This is a genomic window from Actinocorallia sp. B10E7 (assembly GCF_039871655.1).
Classification (GTDB): domain Bacteria; phylum Actinomycetota; class Actinomycetes; order Streptosporangiales; family Streptosporangiaceae; genus Actinocorallia.
Genome location: NZ_JBDPLZ010000001.1, coordinates 666,633 through 683,493 on the forward strand (window position 1 = coordinate 666,633; position 16,861 = coordinate 683,493).

Sequence of the window (16,861 nt, forward strand, 5' to 3'; positions counted from 1 at the left end):
TCTCCGGACGGGCCCGGCACGGCCGGGCCCGTCCGGACGTTCAGCCCAGCCGGGTCGGGCGCAGCGGCAGCGGCCTGCCGTGCGCGATGACCTCCTCCGCCGGACGGCGCGCCGTGAGCGGCGTCGTCTCCGCCGCGTAGCCGAACCGCAGGATCGCCTGGACGTGCGTCCGTCCTGTGGGGTCGGCCAGCAGCGCCCGCAGGTCGGAGTGCTCCAGCGGCTGGGTGAACAGGCTGATCGCCAGCCCCAGCCGGGTCGCCTCCAGCAGGACGCGTTCCAGCGCCTGCCCCGCGCGCAGCCAGTCGGCCGGCGTGTCCTGGCCGATGATCGACAGGACGGCGATCACCGGTTCGGACTCGAACTCCCGGCCCGGCGTCCCGGACCGCTCCAGATCGGGGGTGAAGTCCCGGATCGGAACGGTGTCGTCCTCGTTCCAGGGGCCCAGGGCGTCCAGCGGGACCCCGTCCTCCCGGTAGGGGTCGTCGGTCGTCCAGTTGCGCAGCTCGGCCCGGTAGGCCGCGTCGTCCCGCTTGCGCTCGTCCGCGGTCCGCGCCAGGCCCAGCAGCAGCTCCCTCTCGGGCGCCCCCACGAATTTCAGCACCGCTCCCTGGAGCAGCGCGGCCTCCTCCAGCCGGCGCGACGCCTCGGGCGGGACCGGGGTATCGAGGAACGGGTGCCGGTTGGTGCGCCGCTCCCCGATCGCCGCGTACAGCCCCCGCTCGTCGTCGTCCATCGTGTAGGGCCCGTCGACCGTGACGGTGGCGACGTGCCGCGTGTCCCCCGGTGTGGGCAGCAGGTCGAGGAAGGGCCGGCGGCCCGTCGCCGCCACCGCGAGGCAGAGGTTCAGGACGGCGGCCCCCAGGCTGAGATGCAGCGCCCTCCCCTGCGGGTCGACGGAGGGCAGCCTCCGCGACGGGTCGGCGTGCACTTCGATCCTGTCCCCTTCGGGCAGGAACAACCAGGGCTGCGTGTTGTGGATGGAGGGCGCCCTTCCAGCGGCCTCCACACAGGTCAGGACCTCTTGTTCGGTCAACGGCGCCATGACCTGCCTCCTTCTTCCTCTACCCATTCCTCCGCTTTTGAGCCTCCCACCTCCCCTTCTCCGGCCGCAGACCCCAAGGTCCCCGTGCCGAGGGACCTTGGCCCCTTCAAGAAGGCCCGCCCGCGGATCCGCTGGTCCGAGGCCTCCGGGAAGCTGCGGGCCGCGCCGTCAGGCGGGGCCGCACAGGGCCGCCATGGGCTCGGTGGGGCCGACGCACGGAGGGGCGCCGAGCCGCTCGAGGAGGCTCCTGGCGGTACCGGTGGTGAGGAAGGTGAGGAAGGCCGAGGCGGGGGTCCCGTTGGCCGGGACGCCGCGGGTGTACAAGACCTCAGGGGCGATGAAGGGGTAGCCGCCGGGCTCGGCGGAGGCGTCCGGCTTCCGGCCGTCCAGGGCCAGGACACGCAGGTTCGGGTGCCTTCGGGTGTCGGCGGCCTCCTGGAGTTCGGAGTAGCCGATCGCGCCGGGAGTCCTGCCGACCAGGTCGAGGACCTGGCTCTGGCTGCTGCGTTCGCAGCGGATGAGGCGGGAACCCGCGTAGAGCTCGTCCCTGGTCAGGCAGTCCCGGGACGACAGGCGCGGCTCGGGTCCGGTGAGGACCCGCTCCTCGAAGATCGTGCGGGTGCCGCTGCCCTCGTTCCTGCCGATCAGGCGGATGGGCAGGTCCGCGCCGCCCAGGCGCCTCCAGTTCACGGGGCCGGCGTCCTCGGCGTAGACGGAGCGCAGGTCCGCGGCCGACAGCCCGGCGACGTCCGTGTCCTTGTTGACGACGACGGCGAACGAGACGAGGGAGACCGCCAGGCCCTGGAAGCCCCGGAGCCTGACCTCGGCGGAGTCGGCCCGCAGATGGCCGTCGTGCATCGCGATCGTGGTCGCGGCGTCGGTGCCGGGGTCGGCCAGGAGGCGCGCCCCCTCGTTGGAGCCGATCGCCTCCACCTCGACCGTCGCGTCCGGGCACAGCTCCTCGTAACCGGACGCGACGGTCCGGGCCATGTGCTCGAAGGCGGTCGAACCGACCAGTCGGAGGGTGCCCTCGAAGCAGGAGCCCCCCGGCGGGTTGTCCACGACGACGCCGGCCAGCGCGCCCGAGGCGAACAGCGCCGCCCCGATCACCGCGGACGCCGTCCGGCGGACGTACGGGTGCCGCCACCGGCCCGGCCGGGCCTCCTCGTCCGCGGCGAGGCGTCCGCGCAGCTCCGCCGCCTCGGCCCGGACCGCCGTGAGCCGTTCGCGCAGCTCGGCCGCCTCGGCGCGGGCCTCGGCCAGCCGCTCGAGGGTCTCGGCCTGGGCCTTCTTGAGGCGGTCGCTTTCGGCGCGGGCCTCGGCCAGCTGTTCTGCCGCCTCAGCGGCCTCGGCACGGGCGCGGACCGGGTCGTCCGGCGGGGGCAGGTAGCGGAGCCGGTCGTAGCCCTCGACCCAGCGGGCGACCTCCGGTTCGGGCAGGCCGCAGGCGGCCGCGAAATAGCCGATCCTGCGCCGCTCCCGGTCGCTGGGCGTCCGCCAGCGGTCCTTCTGGAGCATCGCGCTGACGGTGGCGTCGGGCAGCGCGCCCCACGACCTGCGTTCGAGCTCGGTCTGGGGCGGGGACCCCGCCCAGGTCCGCAGCCGCGCCAGCAGTCCGTAGAACTCCCGGAGGTCGCCGGCCGAGGCCGGGTCGGGAAGGCTCCGGACGGCCTCGAAGGCCGGTTCGGCCCACGGTTCGAACGTCACGGGGTGCCGCGCGGTCAACCGCCGCCACGGGACCTTCGGCTGGAACATCTCGACGATCTTCGCCGGCCTGCCGCGGGGGTCCTTCTCGAACGCGGCGCGCGGCCCGTCCCCCCGCTCGTCCCACATGGCCCGCTCGACCGCCGCCCACCGGCCGCGCATCCGGCCGGCGGCCTCGTCATCGGCTGCGGCCAGGCACGCGCTGACGACCTCCCAAGACATCAGTTCGCCGTGCCCGGCCAGCAGGGACCGGACCGTCGTCTCCAGCAGCCCGGTGCGTTCGGTCAGCACGCCCGGCTCTACGCCGTCCAGACATGCGACCAGATCGCGGGAAAACTCCGCTTTAAGGTCGAGATAGGAAGTCAACGCCCTATCTATCCCTCTCGCCCGTCCCCCGGATCATTGCCACCCCGATGTGATACATCAGGATGCCCTCCGCTTCGGGGAGAGATCATCTACTTGGTCGGAAGTTCACCGACCGGACATCTCTCCGCCGGTTCTCCACCTCTTCCAGGACGCCTTCTCCGCCGGATCAGGCCTTCCTGGAAGGCACCTGGAACCGCGAAATCCCACCAAGACGCCTGCTCACCGACCACTCCCCCCGGTCTTCGGCCACGCTGGCGGCATGAGTCGAGGACGCCTCCCCACCCCCGTTCCGTTCACCGAACCGGCCATCGACCGCTTCCGCGACTGGCCCCTGGTCCTGTGCCGCGCAGACGCGCCCCCCGGCCAGGCCCTGTCCCTCTCCGGCCGCCAGATCGTGCACTTCCACCACGACGACCGGGCGGAGGTCCGCCTCGCCCATCCCCTCATCCACCGGCTCACCCCGGCTCTCCTGGACTCCGGCCGCGTCGACATCCCCCCGCACAGTTCCTGGATCCGCGTCCGCCTGGACTCCGACAGCGACCTCTCCCTCCTGGAATCCCTGGTGAGCCTCGCCATCAAGGCCAACGACCCGGCCCGCCTCCAGCCCCCCGCCCTCTGCCCCCACGCCTCCCTCATCCGCCGCCGCGCCGCTCCCCTCGTCGGAAGACCCTGACCGCGCCCTTCTCCCGGCACTCGCCCGTCCGCCCCTTTGGACCGTTCCGATAGCGGTCCGGGCAGGCTGCCGGGCGGTGCCGCGGCCGGCTGCCGGAGCCCCCACCTCCGATCATCACGTACAGCGCCGATACCATTACGGAAAGAGACATCAGCGTTCCCGTCCGCCGGGCGCCCGCCCGGGAAGCCGGACCGGCACCGCGATCGTGACCATGCCAGGAACCACCGGAGGGACAGTGGAGACGGCCGTTGCCTTTCGCGAACTGGTCCGCATCACCTCGTTCCTGGCCACGCTGCCGGCCTGGCTTTCCGGCCTGCTGCTCATCGTCGGCCTGCCCATGCTGGTCGCCGGGCTGCAGGCACTGATCCGCCGGCACTTCCCGGTGCTGGGCGAGCGGCGCCACAACGACGTCGCGGGATTCCTTCTCGCTGTGATCGGTGTCATCTACGCGGTGTCGGCCGGGTTCATCCTGGTCGACCTGCACGAGAACCGCGTCGAGGCGAAGAACGCGGCGCGCTCCGAGGCCTTCTCGCTCATGGCCATCGCGCAGACGAGCCAGGTCATGGGGAAGGACGCCCAGCAGCGGATCGTCGAGCACGTGCTCGCCTACGAGAAGGCGGTGGTCGAGTCATGGCCTCCCGGCAAAGGAAGCCCCATGGCGCCCCTGCACGCGTTGGACCGGCTGCTCACCGAGATCTCGAGGCTCCAGCCGACCAACGCGACGCAGGCGGCGTTCGTCGCAGAGGCCACCCGCGAGCTCATGGAGGTCAGCGTCGCGCACCAGGAGCTCGACATCGGGGGCCGCGAAGGTTACCTCGACACGTCGCTGTGGGTGGCGATGCTCATCTCCAGCTCGGCGACCCTCGCGTTCTGCCTGCTCTTCGGGTTGGAGAACGCCCGCCTGCACTACCTCATGGTGGCCGGAGTGACGACCGTGATCGCCGTCAACCTGTTCCTCATGGTGCAGCTCAACCACCCGTTCAAGGGCGACCTGGCCGTACAGCCGAACTCCCACCAGTACGTCGTTCGCGAACTGGAACGGTGAGCGGCCTCCCTGAGCATGAGAAAGGCCGGCCGCCTCACCCGTGTCCCAGAACCCGGGACACGGGTGAGGCGGCCGTCTCGTCGTGACGGGCGTCAGCCCTCGGCCGCGGTGACGACCGGGAGGTAGCCCCGGGCGTGGCCGGTGGCGGTGGGGTGGACGTTGGAGGCGTCGATCCACTCGTCGGCGGTGCAGATCTCGTGCCCTGCGAAGCCGGGGCGGGCGTCCGCGAAGGTGAAGCCGGCCGCGGCGGCGCGGGAGGCCAGGACCTCCGCCAGGACGTCGGAAGCCGCGTTGATCATGTCGCGTTTGGTGGAGCCGAGACCGCCCAGGCACAGGCCGCCCTGCTTGTAGAGGTGGGGATAACCGACGACGACCACCTCGGCCTGGGGCGCGCGGGAGCGGATCTGGGAATACAGCGAGTCGAGCTTGGCGGGGAGTTCCTCTCGGACGAACTCCTGGCCCTCCTCCAGGGCCGACCGGCACTGGGTGGTGGTGCTGTACTTGCAGGAGAGCATGGTGTTGGCGAAACCGGCGTCGTTGCCGCCGATGCTGATCGTCACCAGGGTGGTGTTCGCGCTGAGCGCCGAGAGCTGGTCGGCGACGACGTCGGGGATGGTGGCGCCACCGCACGCGACGAACTTGAACGTCGTTCCGGGACGGCCGGCCGCGAGCAGGGCCGGGTAGGCGTTGGCGCTGCGCGTGCACAGCAGGTTCGTGTACGAGCCCGCGCCCGTCCCGGACGAGTAGGAGTCGCCGAGCGCCACGTACTCGGGTGCCGAGGCCTGCGCGGGCGCGAGGAAGAGCGAGGACGCCAGGCCCGCCAGGGCCGTGCCCATGAGAAGGCGGAAAAGCCGCATGTTCTCTCCTTTGGAGGGGGGTGGAGTGCGACGCCGCCATTCTCAAAGGATCCCGGTGGAAAAGCCCTGTTCCGCGGAACAGCGTGTGGCCCGGCTCGGTGTTCGCCGGCATAGACCTCTGCCCCCGGGCGTGGAGGCCGGTGGTCTCCCCGATGCCGGACCGCCGGAACAGGCGGACAATGGCCGGCTCACCGCATGACGCGCGCTGCAGCCGGCGGGAGATCGCGGGGCTGAACGCGCGGGGACTTCCCGGGAATGGAAAAGGCCGGCCACACGCGCCCGCGGCCGGCTCCGTCCTCAGGTCATCGTCACAGGTCCGTGGCGATGATCTTCTCTATGTTCCGTTCCGCGAGCGCTGTGATGGTGACGAACGGATTGACGCTGGTGTTGCCGGGGATGAGGGCGCCGTCGATGACGTACAGGCCGGAGTAGCCGCGGAGGCGGCCGTAGTTGTCGGTGGCCTTGTTCAGCACGGCGCCGCCGAGCGGGTGGTAGGTGAGGTGGTCGCCCCAGATCTTGTAGGTGCCGAAGAGGTCGGTCCGGTAGATCGTCCCCTCCTTGGAGTTGATCTTGTCGAAGATGGTCTTGGCCATGGTGATGCCCGGCTGCTTCCAGGCGGTCTGCCAGTTCAGGTCGGCCCTGCCCGCGGCGGCGTTCCAGGAGAACTCCGCCCGGTTGGGGTTGTTGGTGATCGACAGGTAGAGCGAGGCGTAGGTCTCGAGGCCGGCGGGAATCGGCGCGACCTCGGCGAACGCCCCTCCGGCCGCCCAGTTGTCGATGCCGGCGGTGGGCATGGACGACTGGACGCTGCCGGTCGGATCCCACATGTGGTTGGCGCGGCCGCACATGACGTTGCCGTTGTCGCCCCAGCCCTTGCCCACCTCGCCGTTGAGGTTCGGCAGCGCGCCGGTGGCCCTCAGCTTCACCAGCAACTTGCTGGTGCCGACGCTTCCGGCCGCGAAGAACACCCGGTCGGCGGTCACCGTCTTGGTGGCGACGGTGTCGCCGGTGGTGTTGATCTGCTCGATGGTCACCGTGTAGCCGCCGCCTGCGGCGGGTGCGACCGAGGCGACCTTGTGCAGCGGCGAGATCGCCACCCGTCCGGTCGCCTTGGCCTGGGCGAGGTAGGTCTGCTGCAGCGTCTTCTTGCCGTAGTTGTTGCCGTAGATGACCTCGGAGGCCAGCGCCGACTTGGGGGCGGCTCCCGCCGCCTCCTGCTCCATGTAGTCCCAGTCGTAGACGTTGGGCACGAAGACGAAGGGGAAGCCGGAGCGCTGGGCGTGCTTGCGGCCGACCCGGGCGTACTGGTAGCAGGCGGCGCTCTCCCACCAGGCCGGGTCGACGTTGGCGACGCCGAGCCCCGCGTTGGCGCGCGGGTAGTAGACGTCGTACATCTCGTTCGCGTCCACCGACGGGAGGATGCCGCCGAAGTTCGCCCGGTTGGGCGTGACGGCCATGCCTCCGTTGACCAGCGAACCGCCGCCGACGCCGCGGCCCTGGTAGACGGTGATGCCGCTGAACTCCTCGGCGTCGAGGATCCCGGTGTACTTGGGGATGGTCTTGTCGATCGGGAAGCCGAGGAAGTTGCTGAGGGGCTGCTTGGTCTTGGTGCGCAGCCAGTAGGCGCGCTGGTCCGGGCTCAGCATCCCCGAGAAGATCTTCCCGTCGGACCCGGGCGTGTCCCACGCCATGCCCATCTCGACCATGTGCACGTCGACGCCCGCCTGCGCCAGCCGCAGCGCGGCGACGGACCCGCCGTACCCGGTGCCGATCACCAGGGCCGGAACGTGCGAACCGGACGCGATCGGCGCCGCGGGCGCCGCCGCCCGGGCCGAAGAGGGCCGCAGCCCGAAGGCGGCGACCCCCAATGTAGAACCAATTCCAACCATGAATCCCCGACGCGACAACGCAGGAAACCCCGGTCTGTGCACGCCATCTTCTTGCATGTGACACTCCTCACTCTGACGAACTGAAATAAGTTCTACATCGCCAAGTGAGCCAAGTCACCCCCTACTTGAAAGTAATTCGCGTTCATCCGCTCAGCGGCCGAGACCCGCGTCGCGGGCCCGGATGATCGCCTCGGCGCGGTCCGCCACGTGCAGCTTGGTGAAGACGTTCGACACGTGGTTACGGACCGTCTTGGGCGACAGGAACAGGACCTCCGCGATGTGGGCGTTGGACCTCCCCGCGGCGACCAGATCGAGGATCTCCCGCTCACGCGGCGTGAGCCGGGGGAACGCCGGATCGTCGGAACGCCCCCGGGACGGCGGCGTCGGACCCGTGAAGAACTCCGCGACCCTGCGCGCGACCGACGGGCCGAAGATCACGTCGCCGTGGGAGGCCGCGACGATCGCGCGGACGATCTCCGCCTGGTTCGCGCCCTTCAGCAGGTAGCCGCGCGCCCCGGCCCGCATCGCGGCGAAGAGCGTCGCGTCCTCCTCCGACATCGTCAGCACCACGACGCCGATGTGCGGGCTGTCGGCCACGACCCGGCGGGTCGCCTCGATCCCGTCCAGGCCGGGCATCCCCACGTCCATCACCACGATGTCCGGCTGGAGCTCCGCGGCGCGCTCCACCGCCTCGAACCCGGTCCCGGCCGTGCCGACCACCTCCAGGCCGGGATTGGAGTCCAGCAGCATCGCCAGCCCGTCCCGGTACACCGGGTGGTCGTCGGCGAGCAGCACCCGGATCGGCTCATCGGGCATCGGTGGTCTCCCTCTCCCACGGCAACCTCGCGCGGACCAGTGTGCCGCCCTCAGGCGGGCAGACGACCGCGCAGTCGCCGCCCAGCTCGGACGCGCGCTCCCGCAGCGACGACATCCCGACGCCCGCCTCGGTGTCGGGGCCGATGCCCGAACCGTCGTCCTGGACGAGGACCTCCAGCACCCCCTCGCGCACGTCCAGCGTGATGTCGCACCGGCCCGCGCCCGAATGCCGCACGACGTTCGCGAGCGCCTCCGACACGATCCGGTACGCCGCGACCTCAACGGCGGCGGGCAGCGCGTCCAGCCCCTCCCCGCCGGACACGACGATCCGCAGGCCGCTGGAGCGCACCCGGTCGGCGTGCTGCTGGACGGCGCGCAGCAGCCCGAGCTCGTCCAGCGCGGGCGGGCGCAGGTCGTGGACGAGCCTTCGCACGTCGGCCATCACCCCGGACACCTCGGCGGCCGTCTGCTCCAGGATCGCGTCGGACCTCTCCGGCTCGGTGCGGGCGAGGTTGCGGGCCAGCTCGATCCGCAGCGCCACCGCGCCCAGGCTCGGCCCGAGCCCGTCGTGCAGGTCGCGCCGCAGCCGCCGCCGCTCCTCCTCGCGGGCCACGACGAGCTGCGCGCGGATGCGCTGCAGGTCCTCGCTGAGCTCGCTGGCGCGCGCCGCCGCCGCGGCCTGCCGGACGAGGTCGCCCAGCAGCCGCTGGTCCCGCTCCGACAGCTCGGCCCGGCACAGCACCAGCCGTCCCACCGCGTCCTTGGAGTAGACGACCGGCAACGACACCGACGGGCCGCGCGGCGTACCGTGCTCGACCACCGAACGCGCCCCGTCCGGCCGTTCGATCTCCACCCGGACGTAGGGCAGCCGGAACGCGTCGGCGACCGTGCGGGCCAGCGCCGCGAGCTGCTCGTCCGGGCCGCTCGCCTGGTCCAGCCGCGCGGCGAGCGTCGAGACCGTGGCGTACGGGTCGTCGCGCGAGCCCCGCACCAGCCTGCGCGCCGCCCGCCACAACCAGGTCCGCAGCGGCGCGTACCCGACCGCGACGATCACGATCGCGGTGAGCGCGGAGTCCCGTTCGCCCAGGACGCTGCCCGCGACGGTGAACACGGCGACGTCGATCGCGACGACCAGGGCCGCGAGCACGCCGTACAGGAGAGTCGCCGGGAGCACCCGGTCGATGTCGTACAGCCGGTACTTGCTCACCGCGACCAAGACGGCGCCGGAGACCAGCGAGAACCCGAGGAACAGCAGCAGTGAGGGGATCTGCGACGAGGTCACCAGCACCAGCATCACCACGAACATGTTCACCAGCGCCGCCCAGGTCAGCCAGCGGATCTGGGCCCGCCGCTCGGCGTCCGAGCCCCGGTAGCGGTGCACCATGACCGCGAACGGCACCACGAGGCTCAGCGCTATGACGAGCTGGGCGGTCTGCAGCACGGGCCGCCAGAACGCGTCCGGCAGGCCGACGCCGAGGGGGTCGAGGTCGAGCCGGATCTCCTCGGGGGGCAGCGGCTCGCCCTGGACGTCCATCACCACGTCCGCGGGCACGAACGCCCACACCACCGGGAGCAGCGCCGTCAGGACCAGGCTGGCGGCCGACGGCCACCGCCACCCCCTGGCCGCAGGCAGTCGCCCGTCGGGGAACAGCAGGAGCAGCAACGGCAGTCCGAGCATGAGCGCCGCGCCGAACCGGGTGAAGAGCCAGTAGGCGAGCGGGACGCCCGGCAGATCCGGTGACACGTAGAGCCCGCGCACCGCCCAGGCCCCCGCGAACCCGTTCACCGTCCAGTGCAACCCCGACAGGGCGAGCACCCAGGCGACGGGATGCCGCGGCAGCCGCCGCAGCAGCAGCGCTCCCGGCAGCGCCTGGGCCAGTCCGGACAGGGCCGCCAGCCGGCCGTACTTCTCCAGCCCGGTGTTCGGCGGCAGCGTCACCCCCCGGTTGCCCGCGTCCAGCACCACCGTGCCGACGGCGAACGCGACCGCCAGAACCGTCAGGACCGCCGGAGCCACGGACGAACGCGCCGCCCTCACACCCTCCGCCCGCGTCGTCTCCGCCATGTCCACCGTGCCCGAACGCGCCGCGCTGACCTCTGCCACACCGACATTGTGGACGTCATTTCCGCTTTTGCCCTGGGTCTGGAGTCCTAGGACACAGCCCGAGATTTCCGGGCGCGGATCCGGGATGGGCGGCTCTGCCGGCTTGGGACGCCGGGTACGGATCGTGGACTCACCGCGGCGCACCTGGGCCGCGCTTCGAGAGCCCCAAGAGTTCCGGGAGAAGGAATCATGGAAACGCACATCACCAACCAGCCCGCCAGGGCCCGCACGGACCTCGGCGCCGGGGACCCTTCCTCCGCCGACGGCGGACCGGTCGACGCCCGCGCCGTCCGCCTCGCCGGCCTGGGCCTGACCACCGGGGCGCTCTGCTGGGCGGCCGCCACCCTCGTGCTCGGCAGCGAGGGCGGCAAGGGAGCCGGCGTCCGGATCGTCGACCTGACCGGCCTGCTGTTCCAGCTCGGCGTGTTCTGCCTGCTGTGGGTGCAGATGAGGACCCGGGCCATCGGCACCTCCCGCGCCGCCCGGATCGCCCTGCGCGTCGAGGCCGTGTTCCTGGGCCTGGCCGCCGTCTGGTCGCTGCTGCACGGCGTCCTGCCGAGGTCCGTCGGCGACGACGCCTGGCTGATGACCCTCGACCTCTTCTGGCCGCTGTCGATGCTGGGCATGGCGATCATCGGCGTCAAGCTGGCCTTCGCCGCCCGCTGGCGCGGCGCCCTGCGCTGGTGGCCGCTGATCGCCGAGAGCTGGGCCCTGGTCGCCGTCCCCTCCTACGCCATGTTCGGCGCCCAGGTCTCCGGCTGGGTCGGCGGCACCCACCTCATCGTCGGCTACGCCGCCCTCGGCGTGCTCCTGGCCCGCAACCCCCACCTCACCTCCCCCCGCCAGTGACCTCGAAGACACCCCGAAACGAGTAAGGCCGCCGGAAGACCGCCCCAACGGTCCTCCCGGCGGCCTTCACAGGTCCCCTCGATTCCGCGGGGTCAGGGAAAGGTCATCCTGACCGCTCTGATCGCCCGTGTACGCTCCGCCTCGGAGCGGCGGATCTCAGGGGCGTGCTCCATATGGACGAAACGACCGCCCTGCGCTCGGGTGTGGGCGCCCTGGACGTTGCGGGTGGCCCCCAGGTCACGCCAGCGGGTTCCGTCGAACACTCCCGCGCTGATTCCCCGCGCCCGCAGATTCCGTTCCAGACGACGCAGGTGGGCGGGCGGCCTGGCCCCCGTACCCTTGCGGTCGACCCCGTCGCTGATCACCACCTGCGGATACCGTGCGCGCCCCGCGCGCCCGAAGCCGTGGTACTGCAGGACGAGAGTCCCCCTGGCGGTGAGCCTGCGGTGGACCGCCGTGAACGCGCTGCCCCCGTTGTGCGCCACGTCCGACGCCGCACTCCTGTTGGCAGCGCGATGCGTGCCGGCGATGAGAAGCGCCGAGGCGTTGAGGGCCTGGAACGCCTCGGTCCCGAAGGCCTCGGTGTGCTCGTCGGAGCGCGGATGCGGCACCTCGACCACGGTCGCCCGGCTCCGCCCGCCCGCCGGCAGCACGTAGGTGCCCCAGCACCGGCGGCATGGCGCCGGCTCCCGGATCACCAGATAGTCCCGGCGCGTGCCGGTGTCGGTCACCCGCACCACCCGGTAGCCGACCCGCGCCAGCACCGTTCGCGCCCAGGCGAGCCGTCCGGACCGGGCGGCCGACACACCCGCCCCCACCCTCGCCACTTCCGCGCCGCGCCCTTCCACAAAGCGCTCGCTCCCCCTCCCGGGAAGCGTCCGCATGATCTCCTCCAGGTAATCCTGAAGGGAAGTGGTCACGGCGAGCGCTCTCACCGTCTCTTCTCGTGGACGAGCAGAAGCAGGCGCGACCAGACCGACCGCGAGCCCCAGCACTCCCAGCCCGGCCCCGACAGCGTGATAGGACGTGCGAATCATCCCCGACATACGGTGTCGCCCCCTTCGTCACCTCTGCCAGCACTATGCCCCCGAGTGACTCACGTCACACCCGCCCGTACGTCACGCCGTCCGGGTCGGCCCGGTCGGCGCGCCGCGGGAGAGCCGGGGGGACCACAGAACGCCGGATCCGCCACGCGCCGACGGATCCGGCCGTCCGTCAGAGGCCCATGTCCTTGGCGATGATCATCTTCATGACCTCGGAGGTGCCGCCGTAGATGCGGTTGACGCGGTTGTCGGCGTAGAGGCGGGCGATGGGGTACTCGTTGACGAAGCCGTAGCCGCCGTGGAGCTGCAGGCAGCGGTCGATGACGCGGTGCGCGACCTCGGTGCAGAACAACTTGGCGGAGGCCGCCTCGGCGGGGGTGAGCTCACCGGCGTCCAGCGCCTCCAGCGCGCGGTCGACGACCGCCTGGGCGGCGTCCACCTCGGCCTGGCAGGCGGCCAGCTCGAACTTGGTGTTCTGGAAGGACGCCACCGGCTTGCCGAAGACGAGACGCTCCTGGACGTACTTCTTGGCGAACTCCACCGCCGCCGTGGCTTGCGCGTACGCGCCGTAGGCGATGCTGAAGCGCTCCTGCGGCAGGTTCTGGCCGAGGTAGGAGAAGCCCTTGTCCACCTCGCCGAGCAGGTCCTCGACGGGCACCTTCACGTCCTGGAACGCCAGCTCCGCCGTGTCGGACGTCTTCAGGCCGAGCTTGTCGAGCTTGCGCCCGACGGAGTAGCCCTCGGCCTTGGTGTCCACGACCAGCAGCGAGATCCCGAAGCGGCGGTCCTCCGGCTTCGGGGGCGAGGTGCGGGCGCAGACGATGACGCGGTCGGCGTGCACGCCGCCGGTGATGAACGTCTTCGCGCCGTTGAGCACGTAGTGGGTGCCGTCCTCCGACAGCTTCGCCGTGGTCGTCATCCCGGCGAGGTCGGAGCCGGTGCCCGGCTCGGTCATCGCGATCGCGAACATGGTCTCACCGGTGACGAACGGCGGCAGCCAGCGCTGCTTCTGCTCCTCTGTGCCCAGGCTGAGCAGGTAGGGCAGGCACAGCGCGACGTGGACGCCGGAGCCGCCGAAGGACACCGCGGCGCGGGCCGTCTCCTCGGACTGGATCGCGGTGAACTTGAACGAGTCGATGCCGGCGCCGCCGTATTCCTCGGGCACCTCGATGCCGAAGACGCCCAGTTCGCCGAGCTTGTAGTAGAACTCCCGCGGCACCTGGCCCTCGGCGAGCCACTGCTCGTAGTGGGGGGTCACCTCGGCCTCGATGAAGGCGCGCAGGGTCTGGCGGAACGCCTCGTGGTCCTCGTTGAAAACGGTACGGCGCATGTCGGGGTCCTCCCGGGTCGTGGTCTTGGACGGCGCTGGCGCTAACCTACCACTGCTAGTTTCTTTGGCCAGAGGGAGGCGCAGGACGAGACGTCCGCCTCCGGAAGGGTTGCCGGCGGCGTAGACGCGGCCGCCGTAGGCTCGGGCGATCTCACGGCAGATGGCCAGGCCCAGACCGGTGCCTCCCGGCTCCTTACGGCGGGCGAGATCCGAGCGGAAGAAGCGTTCGAAGATCCGCTCACGCTCGCCCGGCGGGATCCCCCGCCCGTCGTCGACGACTTCCAGCACCGCGTCAGGCGGCTCGGCGGCCACGCTGACCCGGATCTCGCGCTCGGCGTGCCGGTCGGCGTTGGTCAGCAGGTTGCCCAGCAGCCGGGCCAGCCGGACCCTGGAGGCGAACACGACGACGCCGTCCGCGAGACGGGTGACGACCGGATGGGTGAGGTCGTGGCGTTCGAGCTCCCACATGACGAGGTGCCCCAGATCGACCGGTTCGGCGGGGGCGGGCGCTCCGGCGTCCAGGCGGGAGAGTTCGAGCAGGTCGGCGACGAGATCGTTGAGCCGCTGAGCGTCCTGCAGCACCGCGGCCAGGACCTGCCGGGGGTCGGCCTCAGGGTCGGAGAGCGCGTCCTCCAACCGGATCTGCAGTCCGGTGATCGGGTTGCGCAGGTCGTGGGAGGCGTCGGAGACGAACCGCCTTTGCCTTTCGATCGCTTCCTGCAGCTCCGTGGCGAGCCGACGCTGCTGATCGTGGGCCATGGTGAGCCGTGCGTTGAGTTCCTGGAGCTCGCGGCTGCGCGCGTGCACCTCGTTCTCCATGCTCTCCAGCTCCGCCCGGGCGTCGGCGCCGGCGGCCTCGCGGGCTCTGCGCAGCCGGTGCAGCAGACCGGTGATCTCCTCGACCCGGTGAATGATCATCTCCACCCGGCCGTCCGGGCCCGGGACGGGCGCGTTGACCACGCTCCAGTAGCGCTCCTGGAACTCCCCCTGCCCTCCGGGCGCCTCGACGCTGTACTTCTGCAGCGGCATGATGTCCCGTATGCCCGTCTCCAGCACCCTTTTAAGAGAGGCACGCAGCCTCCCCGGCCCGTTGGCCTCCGGGTCCGTGGGATCACCGGGAAAGACCTCGAAGATGACCTTGCCGACCAGGTCCTCGGAACGCCTGCCGGAGACCTTCAGGTAGGCGTCATTGGCCGCGAAGATGACGAAGTCCGGCGTCAGCAGCGCCGTAGGAGCCGGTCCGTATCGGAACACCTTCTCGTAAACGGCCTCAGGTTTCCCCACTGCGACCTCCACAGGGGACCCCAGAGCAGACGGACGGCGCGCGCCCTACCGCAGAGAACGGGCCCCTAGATCCTCTTGACACTCAACGAGATCAAAGATGACTCTCCGTCAGCTTATCCGCGCTTCATCTCCCCGGAGAGCCCGCCCTCGGGTGCTCCCCGCACCGGCCCGCCCGCAGGCTCCGCAAGGCCTCCGAGCCGAGCCGTCGGCGGGCGTCTACTCCCAGCGGAAGAGTTTGACGGCCAGGCCCGAGAACAGGGCGAGGCCGGCGGCCATGACGGCCACGTGCTGGAGCCGGGGCCAGTCGCCGGACCAGGTGTCGCGCATGGCGTTGACGAAGGGGCCTACGACCGAGTAGTCGCTGATCGTGCGGAGGAGGTCGGGCATGATCTCGCGGGGGATCCACATGCCGGCCACGAAGAGGAGGGGGAACATCACGAGGGAGCCGATGGTGGGGGCGGTCTTGCCGTTGGACGCGATCGAGGCGATCACCAGGCCGAGGGCCAGCATGGCGGCGGCGCCCAGGAGGAAGACCAGGAGGAAGCCCAGGAGCTGGGCGGGCAGGCGGGAGCCGAGCACCAGGCGTGCGGAGACGACCACCAGGGTCGCGCCGAGGGCGGCGACGGTCAGGTTGAGCAGGAGCTGGGCGCCGAGGAGGCGGGACGGGTGCACCGGGGTCGTCGACATCCGGCGCAGCACGCCCTGCTCGCGGTAGGTGGCCAGCGTGGTGGGCAGGACGGTGAAGGAGACCGTCAGCAGCGCGAGCAGGATCATCTGGGCGGGGAGCTGGGCGTCTATGAAACGTTCCCCGCCGAACGCCGGGTCCGGTTTCCGCAGGTAGGGGATCTGGCCTATGCCCACGACGAGGAGGGCGGGGAGCAGCAGGGCGAACGCCCCGGCGGCCCAGTCACGCAGGAACAGCTTGGCCTCGACGGCCAGGATCTTCTTCACGCCGGCTTCCTTCCGGTGAGAGCGAGGAACGCGTCGTCGAGCGTGTTCTCCTCGAGGTGCAGGGCACCAGGGACGATCTTGTGTTCGGCCAGCGCGAGCGTGACGGCCACGGCGAGGTCGCCGGTGCCCGCCACCACGACCTGGTCGCCGTCGCGGCTGACGTCCGTGACCTCCGGCAGGGCCAGCAACAGGGAGTCGTCGACCGGGGCGGAGGGCTGGAAGCGCACCTTTTTCCCGCCGCCCACCCGCGCGATGAGCCCGGCGGGAGTGTCGGTGGCGACGACCCGGCCGGAGTCGATGAGCGCGATCCGGTCGCAGAGCCGCTCCGCCTCCTCCATGAAGTGGGTGACGAGCACGACCGTCACGCCGGAGTCGCGCACGTGCTCGACCAACTCCCTGGTGTCGCGGCGGGACTGCGGGTCCAGGCCGGTGGTCAGCTCGTCGAGCACCGCGATGCGCGGCCTGCCGACCAGGGCGAGCGCGACGGACAGCCGCTGCCGCTGGCCGCCGGAGAGCTCGCCGAACCTGCTGTCGCGCTTGGCGACCAGGCCGACCCGCTCCATCAGCTCCCGCCAGTCCTCGGGGTCGGTGTAGAAGGACGCGTACAGGTCGAGCGCCTCCCACACCTTGATCTTGTCGGGCAACGCGGCGCTCTGCAGTTGCACGCCGAGCACGCGGCGCAGCGCGTCCCTGTCCTGGAAGGGGTCGATGCCGGCGACGCGGATCGTGCCGCGGTCGGGGGTCCGCAACCCGGACACGCATTCCACGGCGGTGGTCTTGCCGGCGCCGTTCGGGCCGAGGACTCCGAAGATCTCTCCGGCCCGGACCTCGAACGACACGTCTTCCACCGCCACCTGGTCCTTGTAGCGTTTGTGGAGGTTCTTAACCTCGATGACGTTCATAGACCT

General features: G+C 71.1%; 13 protein-coding genes and 1 pseudogene. 3 read left to right on the forward strand and 11 right to left on the reverse strand.

Annotated elements, in window-relative coordinates; all coding sequences use genetic code 11:
* Window positions 1-40: 40 nt before the first annotated feature.
* The gene (locus tag ABGB12_RS03235; RefSeq protein WP_347674440.1) at window positions 41-1,042 is read right to left on the reverse strand and encodes a hypothetical protein; all 1,002 of its coding nucleotides are present in this window, start codon (window positions 1,040-1,042) and stop codon (window positions 41-43) included.
* 168 nt (window positions 1,043-1,210) lie between these two features.
* Window positions 1,211-3,037, reverse strand: a complete 1,827-nt coding sequence (locus ABGB12_RS03240; RefSeq protein ID WP_347674442.1) for a substrate-binding domain-containing protein — start codon at window positions 3,035-3,037, stop codon at window positions 1,211-1,213.
* A 334-nt stretch (window positions 3,038-3,371) separates the two neighbouring features.
* Here ABGB12_RS03240 and ABGB12_RS03245 point away from each other — a divergent pair, with 334 nt between their 5' ends.
* The gene (locus ABGB12_RS03245; RefSeq protein WP_347674444.1) at window positions 3,372-3,785 is read left to right on the forward strand and encodes a luciferase family protein; all 414 of its coding nucleotides are present in this window, start codon (window positions 3,372-3,374) and stop codon (window positions 3,783-3,785) included.
* A 235-nt stretch (window positions 3,786-4,020) separates the two neighbouring features.
* Entirely contained in the window at window positions 4,021-4,830 is an 810-nt protein-coding gene (locus ABGB12_RS03250) for a hypothetical protein (protein WP_347674445.1), read from the forward strand.
* A gap of 92 nt (window positions 4,831-4,922) precedes the next feature.
* Here the strand turns inward: ABGB12_RS03250 and ABGB12_RS03255 are convergent, their stop codons facing one another.
* From ABGB12_RS03255 to ABGB12_RS03270, 4 genes are all read right to left on the reverse strand, one after another.
* Window positions 4,923-5,687 (reverse strand): SGNH/GDSL hydrolase family protein, encoded by a 765-nt coding sequence (locus ABGB12_RS03255; protein WP_347674447.1) that lies wholly within the window; start codon window positions 5,685-5,687, stop codon window positions 4,923-4,925.
* 308 nt (window positions 5,688-5,995) lie between these two features.
* Window positions 5,996-7,555, reverse strand: a complete 1,560-nt coding sequence (locus ABGB12_RS03260) for a GMC oxidoreductase (protein ID WP_347674448.1) — start codon at window positions 7,553-7,555, stop codon at window positions 5,996-5,998.
* 171 nt (window positions 7,556-7,726) lie between these two features.
* Window positions 7,727-8,392, reverse strand: a complete 666-nt coding sequence (locus ABGB12_RS03265; RefSeq protein ID WP_347674450.1) for a response regulator transcription factor — start codon at window positions 8,390-8,392, stop codon at window positions 7,727-7,729.
* The gene (locus ABGB12_RS03270) at window positions 8,382-10,496 is read right to left on the reverse strand and encodes a sensor histidine kinase (protein WP_347674452.1); all 2,115 of its coding nucleotides are present in this window, start codon (window positions 10,494-10,496) and stop codon (window positions 8,382-8,384) included. Before ABGB12_RS03270 ends, ABGB12_RS03265 begins: the two co-directional genes overlap by 11 nt.
* A 189-nt stretch (window positions 10,497-10,685) precedes the next feature.
* Between ABGB12_RS03270 and ABGB12_RS03275 the strand changes: the two genes are divergently transcribed.
* A complete protein-coding gene (locus ABGB12_RS03275; RefSeq protein ID WP_347674453.1) occupies window positions 10,686-11,345 on the forward strand; it encodes a hypothetical protein in 660 nt (219 codons plus the stop codon).
* 92 nt (window positions 11,346-11,437) lie between these two features.
* On the opposite strand, the gene ABGB12_RS03280 is transcribed toward ABGB12_RS03275, so the two are convergent.
* The 5 genes and pseudogenes from ABGB12_RS03280 to ABGB12_RS03300 all read right to left on the reverse strand — a co-directional run bounded on the left by ABGB12_RS03280 (window position 11,438) and on the right by ABGB12_RS03300 (window position 16,855).
* Window positions 11,438-12,265 carry a hypothetical protein gene (locus ABGB12_RS03280; RefSeq protein WP_347674454.1) on the reverse strand — a complete coding sequence of 276 codons (828 nt, stop codon included), beginning with the start codon at window positions 12,263-12,265 and terminating at the stop codon, window positions 11,438-11,440.
* A 295-nt stretch (window positions 12,266-12,560) separates the two neighbouring features.
* The gene (locus ABGB12_RS03285) at window positions 12,561-13,718 is read right to left on the reverse strand and encodes an acyl-CoA dehydrogenase family protein (protein WP_347675032.1); all 1,158 of its coding nucleotides are present in this window, start codon (window positions 13,716-13,718) and stop codon (window positions 12,561-12,563) included.
* 78 nt (window positions 13,719-13,796) lie between these two features.
* Window positions 13,797-15,014: pseudogene (locus ABGB12_RS03290) on the reverse strand (ATP-binding protein); the annotation flags it as partial.
* Window positions 15,015-15,218: 204 nt separating this feature from the next.
* Window positions 15,219-15,953, reverse strand: a complete 735-nt coding sequence (locus tag ABGB12_RS03295; RefSeq protein WP_347674455.1) for an ABC transporter permease — start codon at window positions 15,951-15,953, stop codon at window positions 15,219-15,221.
* Entirely contained in the window at window positions 15,950-16,855 is a 906-nt protein-coding gene (locus ABGB12_RS03300; RefSeq protein WP_347674457.1) for an ABC transporter ATP-binding protein, read from the reverse strand. The genes ABGB12_RS03295 and ABGB12_RS03300 overlap by 4 nt, the downstream gene beginning before the upstream one ends.
* Between the last annotated feature and the right edge of the window lie 6 nt (window positions 16,856-16,861).